The organism is Bradyrhizobium algeriense (assembly GCF_003062295.1).
GTDB classification, from domain to species: Bacteria; Pseudomonadota; Alphaproteobacteria; order Rhizobiales; family Xanthobacteraceae; genus Bradyrhizobium; species Bradyrhizobium algeriense.
Genome location: NZ_PYCN01000044.1, coordinates 1 through 15,696, shown reverse-complemented (window position 1 = coordinate 15,696; position 15,696 = coordinate 1). Strand labels below are relative to the sequence as shown.

At 59.0% G+C, this 15,696-nt stretch carries 11 protein-coding genes; 1 reads left to right on the top strand and 10 read right to left on the bottom strand.

The features are described 5' to 3' along the window. Positions 1-1,316 precede the first annotated feature (1,316 nt). Entirely contained in the window at positions 1,317-2,624 is a 1,308-nt protein-coding gene (locus C7G61_RS38175) for a hypothetical protein (RefSeq protein ID WP_108522802.1), read from the top strand. A 459-nt stretch (positions 2,625-3,083) separates the two neighbouring features. On the opposite strand, the gene C7G61_RS38165 is transcribed toward C7G61_RS38175, so the two are convergent. From C7G61_RS38165 to C7G61_RS38120, 10 genes are all read right to left on the bottom strand, one after another. Beyond that, positions 3,084-3,929, bottom strand: a complete 846-nt coding sequence (locus C7G61_RS38165; protein ID WP_244608669.1) for a serine/threonine-protein kinase — start codon at positions 3,927-3,929, stop codon at positions 3,084-3,086. 330 nt (positions 3,930-4,259) lie between these two features. Further along, positions 4,260-7,820: a type VI secretion system membrane subunit TssM gene (gene tssM / locus C7G61_RS38160; RefSeq protein ID WP_190242164.1), complete on the bottom strand. Its 3,561-nt coding sequence runs from the start codon at positions 7,818-7,820 to the stop codon at positions 4,260-4,262. A 12-nt stretch (positions 7,821-7,832) separates the two neighbouring features. Next, entirely contained in the window at positions 7,833-8,705 is an 873-nt protein-coding gene (icmH, locus tag C7G61_RS38155; protein ID WP_108522798.1) for a type IVB secretion system protein IcmH/DotU, read from the bottom strand. 14 nt (positions 8,706-8,719) lie between these two features. Further along, entirely contained in the window at positions 8,720-10,060 is a 1,341-nt protein-coding gene (tssK, locus tag C7G61_RS38150) for a type VI secretion system baseplate subunit TssK (protein ID WP_108522797.1), read from the bottom strand. A 74-nt stretch (positions 10,061-10,134) separates the two neighbouring features. Next, positions 10,135-10,644, bottom strand: coding sequence for a type VI secretion system lipoprotein TssJ (gene tssJ, locus C7G61_RS38145; protein WP_108522796.1), 510 nt, complete (start codon positions 10,642-10,644; stop codon positions 10,135-10,137). Continuing rightward, positions 10,644-12,371 (bottom strand): type VI secretion system-associated FHA domain protein TagH, encoded by a 1,728-nt coding sequence (tagH, locus tag C7G61_RS38140; protein WP_108522795.1) that lies wholly within the window; start codon positions 12,369-12,371, stop codon positions 10,644-10,646. The genes tssJ and tagH overlap by 1 nt, the downstream gene beginning before the upstream one ends. A 1,396-nt stretch (positions 12,372-13,767) precedes the next feature. Further along, a complete protein-coding gene (locus tag C7G61_RS38135; protein WP_108522794.1) occupies positions 13,768-14,235 on the bottom strand; it encodes a hypothetical protein in 468 nt (155 codons plus the stop codon). 213 nt (positions 14,236-14,448) lie between these two features. Continuing rightward, a complete protein-coding gene (locus C7G61_RS38130; RefSeq protein ID WP_190242163.1) occupies positions 14,449-14,961 on the bottom strand; it encodes a papain-like cysteine protease family protein in 513 nt (170 codons plus the stop codon). 55 nt (positions 14,962-15,016) lie between these two features. Continuing rightward, on the bottom strand, positions 15,017-15,259 hold the full coding sequence (locus C7G61_RS38125) for a DUF2285 domain-containing protein (protein WP_244608667.1): 243 nt from the start codon (positions 15,257-15,259) through the stop codon (positions 15,017-15,019). A gap of 332 nt (positions 15,260-15,591) precedes the next feature. Next, a partial coding sequence (locus tag C7G61_RS38120; RefSeq protein ID WP_145963526.1) for a transposase occupies positions 15,592-15,696 on the bottom strand: 105 nt, incomplete at its 5' end.

Genomic DNA, 15,696 nt, shown 5'->3' with positions numbered 1-15,696 from the left:
TGTTAGGCATGCTCGTCACAGGTGCCGCGGAGCGCGGGTCGATTGGGAGAGCCCGAAGCACTCAATGCTAACGATATCTCACCTTCCTTACGCGCTTTACGACAGCAGCATGCGCCGACAGCAGAACTTAGTAAAGCCAGGCACGGGAGGTCGAGACGCCGGACGAACTCACCGACAGGCTCGATACGGTCGCGGCAAGCGAGCCCCCGCCATTCCGCTGGCGAGATGGTAGCTTCTCGTTGCCATGCATAGTGTATCGCGATCGGCTAGCGGCGCCGTGATGCACGTCCAAACGGCGCATCTGGCGACATTGGTTCTGAAGAGTTCATCGCTCTCTCCAACAGTTCCGAGCGCAAGCTGCATCTCACACGGTGAGCCTTGCCCATCAGCACGGATTCGACACCCGGGTGTGCATTCGAACTGCCTGCGGCGCTAGCATTGGCCGCCTCTTTCGCGCTATTGTTGTGAAGCCGATCGACTGGCCCACGCGCCTGTTGTGTGCGCTCCCAGGTGCAGCGGTAGATACGCTGGGTTTCCTTCTCAAAACGATGCACACGGGTTCAAGGGAAAGAGAGCATCATTCGTCTTGCGCTTCGTGTACTCAGCCAATCGGTGTCGCTGCATCTCAATAGCAACAACCGTGCCAATGACGTCTCCTCATTTGATCTCTGATTAGGTTTTGAAAAACTGAGGTTTGCCAAATAAGTGTTCTCAACCTGACAGAGGCGGCGCGACTGTCAGACACTGGACAAGAGTCAAGCTGGTCGAACCCTGACATGAGGCCGTTTCGCGGCATCCCATGATTTGTCGCTCGACAAGGTTATATTTTTAAAACCGACCTCCAGAGGGACGGTCCAAGATGATCAGCAAGTGACGTGCCGCGCGAGGCTGCCAAAGAGAGGCCTTCGGCTGATGGCGAGCCTGTTTGGTGGGCCACAACATTGAAGACGGTACTTCGATTCTAAGACTGCCCAGCAAACAGACATGTCGATCATTGAACAGAAAGTGTTTGTGACCGAACAGACAGTGCAGATTGGTCTGTTTCACTTTCTGGCATCGCGATCTCTTGTTCTAGCCTGAGCACCTCAGAAAAGCACGACGCGCCTTGCGCTCCTAAGAGGGGGCGCGTTATGACCGCTTCAGGCTAGACGCGGCACTGAAGATCGTGGCTCCTGTCTGCGAACCGCCTTGGATGCGAGGCCGAGATAACCCCGGAGCTATCGAGGGCGCCGACATTGCGACGCGACAGGACAGCCATGGCTCTGGTCCGTGCGCAGACAAGGAAAGGGATCCGAGGAGCAGAGCGTGAGGCGCAGATGAGCCGGCGGTTTGAGCTTCTCGTCGCTCGGGATCATACGGCAGCCGATCGACTCGTTATTGCTCCGGTAGAATTGCCTTTTATGGGCGAACGCGAGAACGTGTCTCGAGAAGTTCAGATGGTCGAAGTCGTCGGATTCCTCATGGTCATCGGAGCATATATGGCGCTACCGAACGACGGAGTGTGGGCTGTTGGAAGATTGATCGCAAACAAGCTGGAGCGGCGGCGAATCGTGCTGCTTTTCAATTCGAAAACATCGGGCAAGACGGCCCCCCAAACCGAACTCACGCGACGTGCGCGCTTCGGATCGAGCGAGCATGCCTTACCGCTGCAGTTGCACCTTTTACCGGAGGTTCGCGTGAGTGACAGCAGTAGCGGCTCCAATCAGTGGCCCCGCCCCTATGCGGTGGATAGGCGGCTTTATGAGGACTTCTGGAACTGGCTTGCTGCGAAGCTCCCGGACCGTTGCTACCGCGGCGCCGACATTGCCGCAGGCGATATGTACGATTTCCTCGAGTGGATCCGTGAGACCAACAGACCCCCAATGGCCGACCGCATTGCGCGGCCGTCGTTGGATACCGACATGCAAGCCTATGCAGCCGACTATATAGGGCGCGATGTACCGGCGATTGGCGGGTTTCGTAACCGCCTCCTGAACTTGCGAGATATGCTTCGGGACCTACATTTCGAGAACTGGGCCCGTGAGAGCCATGTGATGTTTCAGGGCTTTGATGGAGCCGGGCCGTCGTCGGGCAGCCGCAGTAGCAGCCATAACACCGACAGCAGCGGCTCCAATCAGGGACCCGGCCCTTCTGATGTGGATTTACCGCTCTATGAGGACTTTTGGAATTGGCTTACTGAGAAGCTCCCGAACCGCCGCTCGCGCGGCGCCAATCATGCCGCAGACGATATGAGCGATTTCCTCAAGTGGATCCGCGAGACCAACAGACCCCCAATGCTGACCGGATTGCACTGCCGTCGTTGGATACGTGACATACAAGCCTATGCAGGCGACTATATAGGGCGCGACTCACCCACGATTGGCGGATTTCGTAACCGTCTGCTGAATTTGCGAGATATGCTTCGGGATTTCCACCACCAAGTCCAATTCGAGAACTGGGCACGTGCGAGGGGGCGATGTTTCAGGGGTTCGAAATTGCCGGGCCATCGTCATCACCAGTGGCACCCACAATGCCGTCGGATGGACCGACCCTTGCAGCCGGCGCAGAGGCTAGGCAGGCAGAGCGTGACTTCGGAGCTTATGTCCTTTCCAATTGGAGGGGCGGCGTTGCCCCCGACCTATTGATCGCCGAATTGCGAGAAAGCGGCCTCCTTCCGGCGCTGTTGCGGCCACAAAGTGTGCTTATCAACGGCATGCGCTATGCTGCGGTATTGCGGCCAGGGCGGGCGCCCGTGACCCCAAACAATCCGCAAGGCGAAAACTTTATTCTCACGCCTGGATACAGGGAATTAGGGCTGCAGCCTCACCCTCGAGTTGAGCCGATGAATGAAATCGGGCCATTGCCCGATATTGGAGAGAATGTCGGCCGTGACTGGATCCACGGCCCGCGCGTGGCCGACGACCTCCTGATCAGCGTACTGAGAGAGTTCAGACTGCTGCCAACCCCGGCGGTCCCAATGACACTTTTCTACATCCATCGTGAGCGATACACAGCCGAATCGGGACCAGACGACCGCATCCTTGTCATCCATCGACCCTAAGCTTGCTAAGGGAACGCGTTTGGGCTGCAACCAGAGGCATCAGCTAACCGCACCATCGATAGAACCAGGGCGGGCGGCCAAGACGCTGGACGAACTCACCGACGGTTTCGATACGGTCACGGCGGTTGAGGGCAAGCCCGGAAGCGAGGACCCGCCATTGCGCTGGCGAAATAGTCGGCGGCGGCGCCGGTGTGAGATTTGCGTTGAGCGCCTCGTTGGCTGGCCACTGCGCATACGGGTGGGTGCCGGTCAGGGTCAGGTAGGCGACCACCGCGAGAGAATAGACATCGTCGCTTTCTGCCCGTGGCTCACCCATCAGCATCTCCGGCGACGCATAAGCCGGCGTCAACAGTCCAATCTGATCGAGCAGAGCCGCAGCCCTTTCGTGGTGCCGCGGACCGTCCAGCATGAGGACTGTCCCAAAGTCCACAATTTTGATTTCGCCGGTCGAGGTCATGAAGATGTTTCCCGGTTTGAGGTCACCATGGACGATCCCTAGACTATGCATGTGGACGAGGCCCTGCCCGGCGGCGCGGACGATCTGAAAGGACACAGAGGGTGACAGCGGCCGTCCCTGACGATCGGCCAGGATCTGCGCCAGCGAGCGGCCTTTTAAGAACTCCATGACTAGGTAATGGTACTTGCCGTCGTAGTCGGAATCGTAGACCCGCACCAAATTCCGGTGTACGCAATCACGCAAAAGACGCGCCTCGCGGTGCAACAACTCCACTAATTTCTGGCGGATCTTCGCATGTGGTTGGATGACCTTCACTGCGACTTCTGGACTTTGTTCGCGCGCCCACAGGCCGATGCGATCAATCGCACGATAGACGGTGCTGGTGCCGCCCTCGCTAATGACCTCCGCCAGGTCGAAACGGCCGCCGAGCACGTATCCCAAGGGGGCCGTACTCACAATGCAGCCTCGGCCAGGGATTCGACGATCGCACTCGTGTCGTTGATAGCCTGTTGCGCAAGAGCGCAAGGCAGGACCCTGCCCGTCGGAACGTCGACCGCCAATAATCCGTTGAGCTCGTGATACGGTGTTGCCGTTACGATCTGGTTGCGGCCTACCTGGCACGTGTCGCGTAGCTTACTCGTCGCCACCAGGGGACGGCGTACCAGCGTTGCGGCCGAACCAACCCCTCGGGCCAAGGTGCCGCCAGCGGCATGTGCCCGCCTCCCCCCGAAAAAGCTAAAAAGAACTCTCACGGCGCTCCTATCATAGGTGATCCGGACATCGGAACGAACGAAGGGCACCCAAGCTGAACGGATTGCTTACACTTTCCGCCCGCAGTTCATAGGTCACGTCGGGCCGGTCAGGTCGACCGATCGTGATCGTGAAACGGTCGGGAGCGCCACGCGAGGAGGGCCGCGAGGCGTCGATGAGACGGAACAGAGCCCAAGGGCCTGAGCGCTCAACCTTCTCCTCAGTTCCATCCACGGAGACACGTGTGACGGAGGCTGTGCTTGCATCGGTTAGACTCGGCCATTTAAGGTCATAGGCACGGGGCGCCTCGTGACGATAGACGATCTCCCTGCCATCCATGACAAAAGTCGCGCGCAGAAGTTTAGAGGCGAGATAGAGCGGCTTGATGCTGAACTTCACGGCCGGTGCGAAGCCCGAGCCGCTGAAAAAGGACCTGCGAATCTCTCGCGCGCGCTGAAATTGAGTCAGGGCATCGGCATTGATCGGCGCCGCCGCACCGTCGATGGTCGCCAGCACAACGCCGGTTCTGCCCTCGATGACGAATGGCGACAGGTACTTCTGAAAAAAATCATCGAGGATTCCGCCGTGGCGAAAGAGATCGCTGAAGTCCTTTAAAGTTACGTCCTCGGTCGCGGCCGCAAACAATGGATAACGCTCGTAGACGCCAGCTTGGCAGATCGGCGCCACTTCCCGCGTCCACATAGCATTGACATGACCGTGTGCCTGTCGAAGCAAGACGCTCCATGTCGAGAGCGCGATGTCGTTCATGATGGTACGGACCAACTCGGGTCGTAGCGCCGAGTCAGCGCGCAAGGTGCCGAAGGCATCGTTGCTCGGATCCTTGACGCGCCGCTGAAAGAGCTGAAATGCGGCCTGGTCGGGATCGGGCGCGGTCGCGATATTGGCCATCGTTGCATACAGGCCGCCGAAAAGATCGCGGATGCGATCCATGCTGGCCCCCTGTCCCGAGGCTCCGCCTATGCTCAATTGGACCAGAGGCTGGAAGGCTTCGGAGATCCGTGTTCCCGGCCAGGGGGCGTCGCCGAATGCCGCCGAGAACACGGCGGCCGTTGTCTCCCCCGCCTTGGCCGCGATCTGCTCTCCGGGCGGCGGCAGGTTCGTATTGTCGCGTACGAGGGAAATGATCTGCTGCAGTGCGCTTTGCGGGCCGGCCAGCCCGCGCAGGATCGCCGAGGCGCGCTGTATATCGTCGAACTTGACGACGCGGACGCTGCTCAGCGCGTTTGTCCAAATGCGAATGTAATCGGCAACATAGCGATCGATGACCTTGCGCACGACTTGTTGTGTATCCGCCGCGTCGAAGGAGCTGCCGGCAAGGACCCAGTCGCCGCTTTGCTCGTCTTGGATGATGAGTGGAAGGTGTGGCAGCAGGAAATCGATCAAACCAGCCCGTGTGAAGATGCCCGGGATGATCGCAGTATCGCCCGAAGAAGGGAGCTCCTGATGGCCTATGGCGGGGAAAACAGCCTGGGGCTTTATCTCCAGCTGGCCGGCTCCCAGCAGACTGACCAGATCGATTGGCCGGAGCCGCGTATTCTGAGCGCCTTCGCGCAAAAGCCGGGCGTAGACCTGCTCGACGAGGGGAAGTTCCATCAGCCGCGAGCCGACCGCAATCACGAGTTTCTGGTCATTCGTGATGGGCTTCGGCAGCAACTCGATGAGGCGCGAAAAATGCCCCAGCAGTTCGCCCGCTGATGTCGTCTCGAGCGCAAACGCACGCACCACTTCCCTGTGCATAGCCTGCTCGACGTTGCCGCGATCGAAATGCCTCGGATCGCTCAGCATCAAATAGGTGCGGAACATTTCCTTGACTTGGTCCAGCAGAGTATCATCGCCAGTACGCAATAGCGCTTCGATGCGATCGGCAAGCCTTTGGGCAAAAACCGGCAGCAGACGATCGACCAGAATCTGATCATAAGCTTGTTGCGCGGCTGGCGCGAGCACCGGGTTCGCCGAAATCCCGAGGCCACCGAGCCATGCAACCCAAGTGTTCTCGCCAGCTGCCAGACGCAGCCGGCGCGCGGCATTGAGGGTTGGCAGGAGCTTTACCAGATCCAGCGGCTCGCGCGCTTCCTTGAGGCGCGCTTGCATTGTCTGTGCGGCCATTCTGGTTTCAGCGATGCGTGTTTCGCTGCGGGCGAAGGCGTCGTACCACTGAGTCAATGCGGCTAGCGCCAGTATGACCGCCGCGAGATAGCCACCGCAGTGCACCATCGCGAGCTTGCGTTCGAGTTTGAGATTGCGGCCGACCAGGCCCTGCTCAGCAAAGATCACATCGGTCAGCAACTGCTTGATGAAGAATGTCCTTCCCTGCCCGATGGACGACCGCGGTGGGCTTGCGTGCAGACCGAAATTCCTTCTGATCGCACCGCTCATCCTCTCAATCGGCGCTCCTTCCTGGGCAGCGCTTGTCAAGTAGACCCCGCGCAGCATCGGTCGCACTTCGAAGCGGCTCGGCCGGAAGACCTCGCTAACGAAGCCGGCGACCGCGGTCCGGATGCTCCACAATTCTTTCGGGAACATGTACATCATTGCACGACGGTTAGGATTGCGTTCGTCATGCATGCGAAACGCCAAGCTGCTCTCGAGCCGCTCGGCAAGTTGCTGAATCTCAAGGGTTACGGCGTCGTCGATGTGATCGCCCGGTCCCTCGAGAGGAAAGGTCTTGCCCCAGACCTGGGCACGACCTTCATGGTCGAGATCGTCGAAATACTCGGTGAAGCCAGGTACCAGATCGCATTTGGTTATCAGAACATAGACCGGAATACGCATGCCAAACGTCTTGACCAGCTCCTGTATCCGCGAACGAATCGACTGGACGAGCCTGCGCCGGTTATCATCGCTCGATAAGAGATCGCACAGGCTGATCGCAACCAAGATCCCGTTGATCGGTCGCCGGCGCCGATGCATCGTAAGAAGATTGAGAAAACCGTGCCAGGCCGCGCGATCGACCTCGACATCCGTATCCTGTGTCGTGTAACGGCTTGCCGTGTCGATAAAGGCTGCTTCTTCAGTAAACCACCAGTCGCAGTTTCGCGTGCCGCCGACGCCCGCCACCGGATCGACGCCGAGCCGTTCGGCCAGCGGAAACTCGAGGCCCGAGTTGCGCAGGATCGTTGTCTTGCCGGCGCGCGATGGCCCAATGATGATGTACCAGGGCAACTCGAACAGATAGCTCGGTCCGCGCTTGCCGGCGAACACCGGACTGCGCAGGACCTTCAGCGCGTCCTCGAAACGTCTACGGATGAGATCGACCTCCTCCTGGCCACGATTTTTGGAGGTCGTAACGAGGCCCTCGCTCTCCATCAGCGACTTGATAACACGCCGGTTAGCACGGCGCGCCAGCCAGTAACGGACAAGGATGATGACAACGACCGTCAGGGAGAGGCAGCCGATTGTGGCCGCACGAACAATCACCGAGCCGAGCGGATGTTGACCGAACAGGTCAAGGTAAGGGGCGCCGAACCAGATCAACGCGTCGACCACCAGCAAGGCGATCAGCGTGATGACGCCTCGAGCCGAAAAGAGTGCCGCGAATCGAGCGCCAAACACCTGCACCTCCCTTTAGCGTGGTCCAGACTGGCCGATCACGACGAGCAGCTGCTCGACGGGCGCGAGTTCGGCCGATAGGCGCCAATGGAAGACACCGTAGCCGATCAGCATAGTGACGGCCGCGGCGGTGAAGGTGATCCACAACGGCACGTAGCGACGCACCCGCGTACGTACTTTGGCGCCGCGCCATCGGATCGATAGTTCGGCCGGTGGTTCGCTCGTATAACCCCGCAACAGACGCTGAACGTCGGAACGCAGGTCTTCAAGCCGCTCGCGGCCCCCCTCCACCACGCGATATTTGCCCTCAAACCCCATCAACAAGCAGATGTTGATGAGCTTGAGCAAGGCGAGGTATTTGGCCGGCTTTGCCTGTACGTGTTCGAGTATCTGGAAGACCTTCTCGCCACCCCACGTCTCGTTATGGAACTGGTTGAGCAGGCTGTTGTCACTCCAGACGCTTTCACTGCCCCAGTGCGTGGTCATCACCGCCTCGTCCAGCAACGCGCATATCACGTAACGGGCGGCTGTTACGTCGCTGCCGACGGCTTGATCTTTGGCCGCACGCTCCTCGAAGCGGCGGATTTGCTCGACCATCCCACGACGCAGCGCGCCGATATCGGCATTGTTGACGATGCGAAGCTGCGCGACGACCAAAAGGAGCGGTGTCGCGGCCGCAACCAAGGCGTCCTCCACTGCCTTTGGCTCGAATTGCACAATGATCTCGGTAGGGTTAGCTCCCAATAAGTCGTCGGATTCAGATACAGGCGACGGCAGAGCGCCCGTCGGGGCGGCAATCTTCGGCGTAACGCAAGCGGAGGATTGCCCGCCTTGAGTGTTACGGGTCGGACCGTTTGGCCTGCGTCCGATGATTGTCGGTTCATCCATGTGTTTCAGGCCCGTCAGGTACGTTTCCTACGGATGGCCCAGAACTCGAGATGGAGATCCGAGTAGTCACCGCTGACATGGAAAGCAAAGGCCGCCGAGCGCGGCAGGATACGCCACAGCTCCACCGACTGGTCCAGCTCGAAATAGACGGCATTCTGGATGTAGGGCAACTCGCGAGGCGCCACAGCGAGCGCGCGAATCGGAATACCCGGGAGCTGAAGATTGACGAGATCGCGTATCTGCTCGACCGAGCCTACTTTCGTCTGCGCCGGAAGCTGGTTGCGCAGCGTCTCAGTCGGTACGCTTGCCACAGCGACGAGAACGAACCGAGAGCCCTGGAACAAGGTGCGGTCGGTGATCAGGCCGATCAGGATGCCGTAGCCCCGGTCCTGCAACGGGAGCGATATTGCGGCGCTCTCGATCACGACAGACAGCAGCCGACGCAGAATATCAGCCAGCGGCGTGAAGCAGCTCTCGAGATCCTCATGCCGATAGAGAGGTATTTCTTGCGGTTTGCGGCGATCGCCAACGAAACTCGACAGCTGCCCGGTAAGGCTCAGCAACGCGCGAAAGAAGGCTTCAGGATGATGCCCACGTGTTGCTGCGAAGTGGTCGAACACGGCTTCTGCACCATTCACGATCGACAAAGTAACAAGATCAATCAATCCGGCTCCGTCTGCCCTCGTGCGCGAGGGATCCGCGCGCGCAGCAAGCGCCTCTGCGCGTGTCCGCAGCAGCGATCTGGCCTCGTTCAACAGTGCGATGAGCGGCTGGACTGCGTGAATGTCGATGGCCGGCGGAACGTAGATGTCGGACAAAGTGATCGCGCCGGCCGGATCGATGTCACGGATGCGGCAAATAGGCAGCGTGATCAGATCACCCTGCTCCTCGCCCTCGAACATGAGACGTGTTGTTAGTGCCGCAACGCTAATATCGACCGGGGCCTTTTCCGGCGCGCTCGCATTCCCGAACTGCAAGACCTCCTGATCGTGGCGGCGCGGTAGTGCATCCCCGGAACAGACGTCGCTGCCGGCCTGTCGGCGCGTGCCCACTGCGATCTTGACCAGCAGGTTTTTCGCAGCCGGCGGAGGGATTCGTGCGATCGGAAGGCGGACATGCTCCGGCATGCGAAGGGCCGTGCCGTCGGGCATAATGGCTTCAAGTTCGGCAAGGGCGACTTGGCCAAGCGCCAGAAGATTGCGATCAAAGGCAATTTTTCGAACACCCCAGCCGTAGCCGACCAGACCAGAAACGCGGTTCTCGACCAGTTGCTCGATCCAGCGGTCGTATTGCTGAAAGTGCTGCGGCCGCACCAACATGCCTTCGGACCAGATCGGTTTGCTTGTCGCAGACATTATTTCAGGCGCCCCTTCGCTGACTTTCCAAAAGATGCATTTGCCCGGCGGCCGTTGCGATCACGACGGACTGGTCAGAAGATGTTCCACCAGTTTCGGCTCGTCTCCGCCTCAATGCTGACAGCCTGCGCAGTCAGCTTGACCGAGATCCTGTTGTCGCGATCGGGCTTGATTTCGGCAGTTGAGCGCCATTGCGCATCATTGCCCGAGCGGAAGCCGGCGATCACGCCGACATTTCGAGTCTCGATCGGCGTGTTGCGCTCGAAATCGAATTTTTTGCCAGGCGTCAGCTCGATCTCGCGCTTAGCCACCAGATCCGGCCCGAGGCGTTTCACGTCATCGTCGAACAGCTCGAAGAACTGCGCTTGCGTGAAACTGGCCGTCGACTTCAGCTCATAGATACGGACGACAACCGGCGACGGCTTGCCGTGCGCGTTTGGATTGACGAGCTCATCGGCCTCGATCACGAATTTGATCGGCGTCGTCTTAGAGCTCTTGTCAGTCGAACAACTGCTGGCTGCAGCGGCCACCAGCAACGCACCGCCAACAATGAACAACCGCTGAAGTTTGTTCGGAGGCGCCATTACGCCGTTTTCCCTTCATTCTGGCCAGGTGCTGAGAGTTGCGACTCGTAGCTTCGGGTAAACTCTTCTGCGATATAGCAGCGAGCCGTTCGATCAATGTCACCGACCATCGATGCGTGCAGTTCCACAAATCTGTCCCACAACTTGGCCTTATTGATGCGAGCACCGAAAAGCCCGCTATTTGCACCGTCGCTCTCGATACGCTGGGGGCTCATGTGCGTTAGCACATTGCTGACCGCGCCTCTCATTGCCGCGATCGCCGCGACCTCATGGGCCTTGATGTCGTCGAAGCCTGCGCGCACCGATCGCGAGAGCAACAGGAATCCGCGATCCTTTGCGAGCGAATCGCGCAGGGCATGACTGCTGTTGGTAAACTGTACTGCGTTGTCGTTTCCAGCGCGTGTCTGCGTCGGCCCGATCTGGCACTCATTCTTGAGCATGGCCCACGCCGCCAGTATCGAATGTAGGCCGTTCGTCATGTCGGCGATCGCACGGCCGAGTTCCGCAAAGGACTCTCGACGCTGTGCTGGTGGCACAAGTTTCGGATTGAACCCGAGCGCATTCCAGAACGCCTGCAGTTCGTCTGCGTCGGATGGAGGGTCCGCAGGCAACGGCGGAGCACCGCTCGTTGTTGCGGTTCTCACCTGGGGAGCGCCGACCGCGCGCTGCGCAGCAGTTTCCTTCAGGCTCAGCAGCAGCCGATCGAGCTCCCGCTCATCGGGCGGCGGCGACCTTGAACCAGAATCCCGCAATTTCCCGAGGTGATTCGTCGGACGAGAGGCGATCGGCTTAGGCGCGATCCGGAGCGCTTCGTTCGGCTCATTGAGGCGCGCTTCTGTTCGCTGCGATGACACCGATGGCATGCGGCGCGAGGCCGGTCCCGGCAACAGATCGCCAAGATCGAGATCCTCAGGGATGATTGGCGCAGGATGGCCATTCGACAGTACACTTCTGCCATTGGAGGGTGCAGAGGGCAGCAGCGGTCGGGATGGCTCGACAAATGGCGCGTCGACCGACGACAACGGAATTGATCGGATATTTCCCGATTGCGCGTGCGAGGACGGCCTCTCGGTCGTGGCAGCGCTCGACGGTCGCCGGGGAAGATCTGCCAGTGTCGGATCCACAGCCTCGATGTCGTTGCTGAGCGCCTTGTCTCCAGGCAAGGATGGCGGATGAGGTGCCTGCGGCTCCCACTGTGCAGCTGAATAGAAGATTTGGCGCGGGCCGGTCATCATTGAGGGATCGGGAGGAAGGTGCGCATCGCTTCCCAACGGTCCGGCAGTCGGAACAGCTGCAGTTGCGGACTCTTGGTTGAGTGTAGGAAACGGCAACGTCGGCGTTGTACGGCCGAGGCGCACCGCTTTCGACCCCGTCAAGCCGAGCCGTTGACGTTCCTCGACAGGATCGTCCTCGATCATCACCGAGATGATGTAATTCGCCAAGTATAGCGTATCGCCATCAGCTAGCGGCGCGGTATTGCCGCGTCCCAGCGGTGCGTCCACCGTGTTGATGTAGACACCATTGGTGCTTGTATCGGTGATCGTGAAACCGATGCCATTGAATGCGATCAACGCGTGGTGTCCTGACAGCGTGTTGGTTGGATCTGGAAGCCGCCAGTTGCAACCGCGCCCGCGACCAATGGAGCCCCCTTCCGGTCCAAACGCCTGCCTTGCGTTGCGGCCCAAGGGCTCGGCGTTCTCTCCCAGGACTCCGAGTGTGAAATGCATCCCGCACCTTCAGGCTTGCTCGCCGGCACAGGCGGTCATCCGAGCGTCCCATTGGAATTGCCGTGGCAGCAGCATTGCTTCCTACTGAGCAGCATTGTTGTTGGGCCGATCGATTGTCTCATGCGCCGGTTGCGCAGGGTGAAAAGGAAGGTCTCTTCGTGCGCTCAGCTGCACCGGAGGCCGCGCGGGCTTTCTCTCTCAGAAACAAGGCATGCGAACTCAAGCAAAGGAGCGCATCGGTCGTTTTACGCATCTACGTGCACTCCGCCAGTTAATGTTGCCAGATTTCGGTAGCAACGATCGTGCCAATGGCATCTCCAATCTAAGCCACTGATTGGACATAATAATCTGTGGTCCGGCGAATGACGCAGGTGTTCTCAAACTGACAGAGGCTCGTGCAGCCGTCAGACACCGGACAAGGTGAACCCTCAGACGACAACCGGGCCCAGTGTCGTCTAGCTATCCTTGACCAAACCGGACAGCGGCAGCTTGTCGAGCGAATATGGCGTCGACTTGGGGCCGCAGAGATGCACACGGGTCGTCGCTTGCGGTAGGCATTGGGGCGTAACCTTGCAATTCGCGCCCGGTCCGTCCGCCCACGACGATCGGTCAATAGTTCAGGATGCCTTGCAGGGATATCACGACCTGCTGCCAGCTAAGTTCGTAACCCGCCCTCCTGAAAACCCGTCGGGTTGACTGTGCGGGTCAACCACTTATCCCATACTGATGCTGAAGCTGGGTGGGGGTTGCCGCTTGAGCCAGGAGGAATACACGATGAGCCCCTCGGGAAGGAGCTTGTCGAGTTGGTTTAGGAGTTGGCTCGTTTGTGTATCCATGATTGATATAATAACACATTTTCAAACCGAGTTTGAGATCATTGCCATTTATCGCGTAGACCACGCTCCAGCGCCGCGATCAGGCGAGCGAGCCGGGGCTTCGCCGCGAGGTTGGCTACCGTTTCGATGGCACCCACAAATATCTTGTCTGCTTCGTCTACTTCCATGGCAATCGGGCGCGGTCAGCTCGCTGATCCGGAATCATTCGAGGATGCCGCTCGCTCAATTTTCGTGACTTCGTTTGACGTTGATTAGAAGAATTCATTATCGCGGTCGCACTTTGGGGTTCGCCCTCCATTCTGTTGTAAGAATTCACGGAGGTTGTTTGAGGGGCCGCTCCGGCATCTCGATCATGCTTTCGGCACCTGTACGGAAGGTGTCGCAGCTCTGCAGAAATTTGAATTTCCTTTGGGAGATCCTGTTCGATAGTTCTCTTCGCGCATTGGCGTAGAAACTCCGCGTGCGGCCTTGCATCGAAGAACCGATAGAAGTCAGCGGTAATCATTTATCACCTTGGCGTGCCGTGTGGCGTCGGCTCCCATTCGACGCATGGAAGCAATCTACTCGAATAGATTTCCAACGCATCCTTGTATTAGCCGACCCGGCAGTGCTTGCGTCTTGAAAACGAGCGGGCAGAAGTCCGGTATCCCCGGCAAGTTATTGCGGACGCGATGCCACACCGAATTCGGCCAGGAGCTCGCATATTGGAGATCGATATCGACGGCATCGACATAGGAGACCTTCTTTGCCGCGGGCAGATTGAGTTTGTCGCTCCAACAGCCATCCATAGAGAAAGCAGATGCGGTGCGCGTGTAGAGCCCGGTCGGCTTCTGCTTCACGAGCTCCGCAATCTCGTCCTCTTTCACGGCGAGGAAAAGCCGCTTTAGGATGACAAGGTCTAGGCCTGGCGGACTGCACGACGCCGCGATATAGGCGACGGCGCCGAACGCACAAAAGTTGCGCGGACGGCTGGAAGAACCGCCCGCGGAAGTGTTGAGCGAGGCCTTGGCTGTCTCGCCGGGCGTCATGACCAAGCAACCAAGCCATCACACGGTCGCGGCAACCAGCTTGGCAGACAATCATATGCGATGAAGGGAGGCAAAAGCAGCGCGCTTTCACGCCATGCCCGGCCACCACTCGAGCCCTCGGCGGCGGCTTCCGGACTTATATTACATGTCGCCAATCGGACACGAAAGCAGGAGTGAGGTGTCTTCGCTCGGGCGTTCGCAGCGGAGGGGTGTTCACAGCCAATCGCGATTCTTGACGAAAAGGTCGTCGAACAAAAGATTATAGAAGTAGATCACTCTACGCGCCGGGTAAAACGGATCATTGTAGCACAACGTGTTTTCTATCAGACCAGTCAACACTATTATATGCCCATCCCATAGTATTTCGTTCCCGGAGGATGACGGCAGACGCAGCGCAGCCCAGATTGGCCCTCGTGTAGTCAACGTCTCGGCAATAAAATCACGCGTAAATCCGTCATCTGGCTCTTCGAGCCTCTCTAATCCTTCGGTGCGCGCCAACCAGTTAAACTGGTAATTGTTGATGCCTACGTCGCCCCGCCAAACGGAAGGCAGACCCAACCGAGGCCCCGGGCGAAAGTAGTACGACAGCATACAAGCGCAAGCATACCAACAATTGTTATTCCCATGCGGTCGTATATTTCCGGCATAGTTTCGTCGCATGTTCAATTGGCCGTCATAGCCATGTTGTTGGCTGACAAGCGGAACATCCAGCTCTACATTCAGCACCCTACAGCTCCCCCAAATTTACCAGCAAGCTGGGCAAATAGCGTGCCGAACGGCTTCAGCACCAACCGCCGGTAGCCATCCTACTCACACACTTGGCGCGAACGAGATGGCTCTCATGGGTCCGGCGGGCGCGCACCGGCTCCTGGCTGGGATCGATGCGCAACGCGATCTCCGCGACCTCGCGCCAGTCCGCGCCCTCTGCATCTGCATCCAAGAGGCGCATGCAGGTGACGGCGTGCTCGCGGTCGTAAGGAGTCAGGGTCGGCTCGGTGCGGTGGCATAGCAGTCTCCCGGTCATGGAAGCCATTGGAGCGCGCAGCCGGCACGCTATGGCAACGTCTAACCGGGTTGACCGCGACTCCGGCCCGTGATCCATGACGCGCCATGATGGTCCAGTGTCCCGGCATCGCGGATGATCTTCACCATACGAGAATAACTCGAAAACGATCACAACAGAACAAGGCTTCCGGTTCCCTTGGGCGGGTCGATCCATGTCGTCCAGCCTAATTCTCCTTCGCCCAGAGTCCATTCCGGCGTCTGTCCGAGCGCTAGTTCTAGGAGCCTGTCCCTATAATGGACTTAGGATTAAGCGAGGCGGGTTCTGAAGCTTTTTGGGGAGACAGGTTCTCCTCAGCGTGCGGCGGCGAGTTTTGCGAGGTTGTGGGCGATGCAGATCATGGCCCATTCGGCTTTGACCTTGTCGATGCTGCGCAGGAGGAACTGGCGGAAGCCTCT

Excerpts from the sequence above, each read along its gene's own strand:
- C7G61_RS38175 (WP_108522802.1), top strand. The coding sequence starts at position 1,317 with ATGAGCCGGCGGTTTGAGCTTCTCGTCGCTCGGGATCATACGGCAGCC.
- icmH (WP_108522798.1), bottom strand. The coding sequence starts at position 8,705 with ATGGATGAACCGACAATCATCGGACGCAGGCCAAACGGTCCGACCCGT.
- tssK (WP_108522797.1), bottom strand. The coding sequence starts at position 10,060 with ATGTCTGCGACAAGCAAACCGATCTGGTCCGAAGGCATGTTGGTGCGG.
- tssJ (WP_108522796.1), bottom strand. The coding sequence starts at position 10,644 with ATGGCGCCTCCGAACAAACTTCAGCGGTTGTTCATTGTTGGCGGTGCG.
- tagH (WP_108522795.1), bottom strand. The coding sequence starts at position 12,371 with ATGCATTTCACACTCGGAGTCCTGGGAGAGAACGCCGAGCCCTTGGGC.
- C7G61_RS38135 (WP_108522794.1), bottom strand. The coding sequence starts at position 14,235 with ATGACGCCCGGCGAGACAGCCAAGGCCTCGCTCAACACTTCCGCGGGC.
- C7G61_RS38125 (WP_244608667.1), bottom strand. The coding sequence starts at position 15,259 with ATGACCGGGAGACTGCTATGCCACCGCACCGAGCCGACCCTGACTCCT.